This window comes from Xylophilus sp. ASV27 (assembly GCF_016428875.1).
Taxonomy (GTDB): domain Bacteria; phylum Pseudomonadota; class Gammaproteobacteria; order Burkholderiales; family Burkholderiaceae_C; genus Xylophilus.
In genome coordinates this window covers 1-4,754 of the sequence record NZ_JAELTO010000180.1, presented here as the reverse complement: position 1 = coordinate 4,754, position 4,754 = coordinate 1, and the positions used below count along the sequence as shown (strand labels likewise).

The 4,754-nt window shown below is 69.1% G+C and carries 2 protein-coding genes and 1 pseudogene; 1 reads left to right on the top strand and 2 read right to left on the bottom strand.

Translation table 11 applies throughout. The features are described 5' to 3' along the window. Positions 1-119 precede the first annotated feature (119 nt). Positions 120-1,394, bottom strand: coding sequence for a DUF1631 family protein (locus tag JHD63_RS21755; RefSeq protein ID WP_198972879.1), 1,275 nt, complete (start codon positions 1,392-1,394; stop codon positions 120-122). 39 nt (positions 1,395-1,433) lie between these two features. Further along, a complete protein-coding gene (gene ettA, locus JHD63_RS21750; protein ID WP_198972878.1) occupies positions 1,434-3,095 on the bottom strand; it encodes an energy-dependent translational throttle protein EttA in 1,662 nt (553 codons plus the stop codon). Positions 3,096-3,329: 234 nt separating this feature from the next. Here ettA and JHD63_RS21745 point away from each other — a divergent pair. After that, positions 3,330-4,754, top strand: a pseudogene (locus JHD63_RS21745) (DEAD/DEAH box helicase); the annotation flags it as partial.

Below are 4,754 nucleotides of genomic sequence, written 5' to 3'. Positions count from 1 at the left end.
CCCCCCCCCCCCCCCCCCCCCCCCCCCCCCCCCCCCCCCCCCCCCCCCCCCCCCCCCCCCCCCCCCCCCCCCCCCCCCCCCCCCCCCCCCCCCCCCCCCCCCCCCCCCCCCCCCTTTTTTCAAGCAGCAGACGGCATACGAGATTTCCTGTACGGTCTCGTGGGCTCGGAGATGTGTATAAGAGACAGGGCCAGGTCCGGATCGGGCGCCGACCAGGGGCGCGGCGATGGCGCGGCGCCGGCCGCGTCCGGCGCCGCCGGCAGGCCGCGTGGCTCCTGGGGCGTGGCCGGGGAGCCGGCAGGGCCGTGCAGGCCGCTGCGGTGCGCCTGCGCCAGCGCCTCGAAGAAGGGCTGCGCCTGCGGTTCGGGGTAGCCGATGCTGGCCAGTCCCGCGCGCAGCAGCGGCAACAGGGTGGCGCTCAGCGACTTCAGGCGCTCGGGGTCGGCGCGCCCCAGTTCGGGCTGTGCGCTCCAGAGCAGGTGTGGGACCAGGGCCGCGTAGCCGTCGGGATCGACCGGGCCGCCACGCTCGGCCAGCCGCGCGGTGGCGATCACCTCCGACCAGGGCCCGCACACGAAGCGGCGTACCGCCTCGGGCACGCCGGGCATCTCCGGCCGGCGCTCGATGTCTGCCGCGATGCGCGCGGCGAGCAGGCGGCGCTCCTCGGCGTACAGCGCATCGCCGCTACGGAGCGCCGGCGCGGCAGCGGGCGGCGCAGGCGGCAACGAGGGCGGCATGGCGAAGGGCTTGCCCGCCGCAGCAGGCGCGTCCACGTAGCCCACGGGCCTCACCCCGGCTTTCAAGAGGAAGTCCGACAGCCGGCGGTACTCCAGCGCCAGGTTCTCGCCCAGTGCCGAGCTGAGGTACAGCATCCACGTGGAGCGGGCTCGCGCGTCCGCGCCGGTGCGCCGCACCAGGGTCTGCAGCGCGCGGGTGTAGACCGCCGGACGCAGCATGTTGCGCTGCGGCTGTACGCGCGACAGCCCCTGCGCGGCGCAGATCAGGCTGTCGAATTCCGCCAGCGGCGCTTCCACCGCCTGCAGCGCGGCCTGCTGGGAGCGCGCGAGTTCCACGGCGTCCTCCACCACGGTGTCATCGACCAGCGACAGTTCCTGGGGCGGCGGCGGCGCCTTGGCGGGCTCGCCGAGGGCGTCCTCGCGCATGGCTTCTTCCAGCACGCCGGGAAAGCGCGCCACCAGGAAGGCCATGTTGTCGATGAGCAGTTGCAGCACCTCGCCAACGGCACTGTGGCGCTGGAACTGCAGGCCCCGGCGGCTGTGCCGCAGCAACTCGTCGCGCGCGCTCGCCACCACCGTATGCATCAAGGCCCCGCTGTGGGCGACGGCGTCGGCCAGGCAGGCCGCGAGAGGGTCGTTCGGCGCCGAACCGGACATCGGGGAATTCATGGTGCCCCTGGCAATGCGGTGCACGACTCAGCTCAGGGCCTTGAAGCGCATGCGCTTGGGCTTGGCGCCTTCCTCGCCGAGGCGCTTCTTCTTGTCGGCCTCGTACTCCTGGTAGTTGCCGTCGAAGAAGGTCCACTGGCTGTCGCCTTCGGCGGCCAGGATGTGGGTGGCGATGCGATCGAGGAACCAGCGGTCGTGGCTGATGACCAGCACGGTGCCGGCGAATTCGAGCAGTGCGTCTTCGAGCGCGCGCAGCGTCTCCACGTCCAGGTCGTTGGAGGGCTCGTCCAGCAGCAGCACGTTGCCGCCCGCGATCAGGGTCTTGGCCAGGTGCAGGCGGCCGCGCTCGCCGCCCGAGAGCGTGCCGACCTTCTTCTGCTGGTCGGCGCCGTTGAAGTTGAAGCGGCCGGCGTAGGCGCGGCTGGCCATCTGGAACTTGCCGACGTTGAGGATGTCCAGGCCGCCGGAGATGTCTTCCCAGACGGTCTTCTCGTTCTCCAGCACGTCGCGGTGCTGGTCGACGAAGGCCATCTTGACGGTGGAGCCGATCACGACCTCGCCGCTGTCGGGCTTCTCCTTGCCGGCCAGCAGCTTGAACAGCGTGGACTTGCCCGCGCCGTTCGGGCCGATGATGCCGACGATGGCGCCGGGCGGGATGTTGAAGCTCAGGTTGTCGATCAGCAGGCGGTCGCCGAAGGACTTGCTGACGTTCTTGAATTCGAACACCTGGTTGCCCAGGCGGTCGGCCACGGGAATGAAGATTTCCTGGGTTTCGTTGCGCTTCTGGTATTCGAAATCGCTCAGTTCCTCGAAGCGGGCCAGGCGCGACTTGCTCTTGGCCTGGCGCGCCTTGGGGTTCTGGCGCGACCATTCCAGCTCCTTCTTCAGGGCCTTGGCGTGGGCTTCCTCGCTCTTCTGCTCCTGCGCCAGGCGGTCGCCCTTCTGCTCGAGCCAGGTGCTGTAGTTGCCCTTCCATGGGATACCACGGCCGCGGTCGAGCTCCAGGATCCACTCCGCCGCGTTGTCTAGGAAGTAGCGATCGTGGGTGATGGCCACCACGGTGCCCGAGAAGCGCTTGAGGAAGACTTCCAGCCACTCGACGGATTCGGCGTCCAGGTGGTTGGTGGGCTCGTCGAGCAGCAGCATGTCGGGCTTGGACAGCAGCAGGCGGCACAGCGCCACGCGGCGCTTCTCGCCTCCGGAGAGCACGCCGATCCTGGCGTCCCAGGCCGGCAGGCGCAGCGCGTCGGCGGCGATCTCCAGCTGGTGCTCGGAGTCGGTGCCGGCGGTGGCGATGATGGCTTCGAGCTCGGCCTGCTCGGCCGCCAGGGCGTCGAAGTCGGCGTCTTCGGCGCCGTAGGCCACGTAGACCTCCTCCAGGCGCGCCTTGGCGGCGAACACCGCGCCCATGGACTCCTCCACGCTCTCGCGCACCGTGTGCTCCGGGTTGAGCTGCGGCTCCTGCGGCAAATAGCCGATCGACAGGCCGGGCATCGGCATCGCCTCGCCTTCGAACTCCTTGTCCACGCCCGCCATGATCTTCAGCAGCGTGGACTTGCCCGAGCCGTTCAGGCCGAGCACGCCGATCTTGGCGCCCGGGAAGAAGGAGAGCGAGATGTCCTTCAAGATCTGCCGCTTGGGCGGCACGGTCTTGCTGACCTTGTTCATGGTGTAGACGTATTGGGCCATCTTGGAATTGGGTCCGGTATCGAGAAGAAAAAATGCGCCGTTGAACAGCGTGCAACCCCTGATTATCGACCCATGCGACAATAGCGACAGCCGCGGGCTTCCAGTTGCCCCGGCGTCAGCACTCTGCTGGGGACATCCGCTCCCGCCTCAGAACCTGGCCTGCCTCCACTGGACCGTGTCCTTGGACACATTGCGGCAGACCGATTCCCCCGTGCCCTGGATGGGCACTTCACCATGACCTTTGACGATCTGAACCTGGCTCCGGCCATTCTGCAAGCCGTTCACGAACAGGGCTACGACACGCCCACCCCGATCCAGGCGCAAGCCATTCCCGCCGTCCTCGCCGGACACGACCTGCTCGCAGGCGCGCAGACCGGCACCGGCAAGACCGCCGCCTTCACCCTGCCGATGCTGCACCGCCTGTCGCAGAGCGAGGCGCCCAGGAGCAAGTTCGGCGGCAAGGGCGTGCGCGCCCTGGTGCTGACCCCTACGCGCGAACTCGCGGCCCAGGTCGAGGAGTCGGTGCGCGAGTACGGCAAGCACCTGAAGCTCACCTCCACCGTGATCTTCGGCGGCGTGGGCATGAACCCGCAGATCGACCGCATCAAGCGCGGCGTCGACATCCTGGTGGCCACGCCCGGCCGCCTGCTGGACCTGCAGCAGCAGGGCAACCTCGACCTCTCGACCGTGCAGATGCTGGTGCTCGACGAGGCCGACCGCATGCTCGACATGGGCTTCATCCACGACGTGAAGAAGGTGCTGGCCCTGGTGCCCAAGGACAAGCAGAGCCTGCTGTTCTCCGCCACCTTCAGCGACGAGATCCGCGAACTGGCCAACGGCCTGCTGAAGAACCCGCAGAGCATCCAGGTCACGCCCTCCAACACCACGGTGCAGCGCATCACCCAGGTGATCCACCCGGTCGGCCGCGGCAAGAAGAAGCAGTTGCTCGCGCACATCATCAACGAGCACAACTGGAGCCAGGTGCTGGTGTTCACCCGCACCAAGTTCGGCGCCAACAACGTGGCCGAGTTCCTGACCAAGAACGGCATCCAGGCCCTGGCGTTGCACGGCAACAAGAGCCAGTCGGCGCGCACCCAGGCCCTGCAGGGCTTCAAGAGCGGCGAGATCCGCGCCCTGGTGGCCACCGACATCGCCGCGCGCGGCATCGACATCGACGAACTGCCGCACGTCGTCAACTATGAAATCCCGAACGTGTCGGAAGACTACGTCCACCGCATCGGCCGCACCGGCCGCGCCGGCAACAGCGGCGAGGCGGTGAGCCTGGTCTGCATGGACGAAGAAGGCTTCATGTACGACATCGAGCGCTTCACCAAGCAGAAGATCCCGGTCCAGGTGATCGACGGCTTCGGCCCGGAACCCGGCGAGAAGGCCGAGCCGATCGCCATGGGCCGCCAGACCATCTGGGGCGGTGCCGGCAAGCCGCCGAGCCGCGAGGTGATGGTCGCGGCGGCCAAGGCGGCACGCAGCGAGATGATGCAGCGCATCCGCGACAACAAGGCCACCCAGGGCGAGCGCGGCGGCAACGGCGGCAACGGCGGCGGCCGTGCGGCCGGTAACGGCCAGGGCCTGTCTCTTATACACATCTAAAAGGGGGGGGGGGGGGGGGGGGGGGGGGGGGGGGGGGGGGGGGGGGGGGGG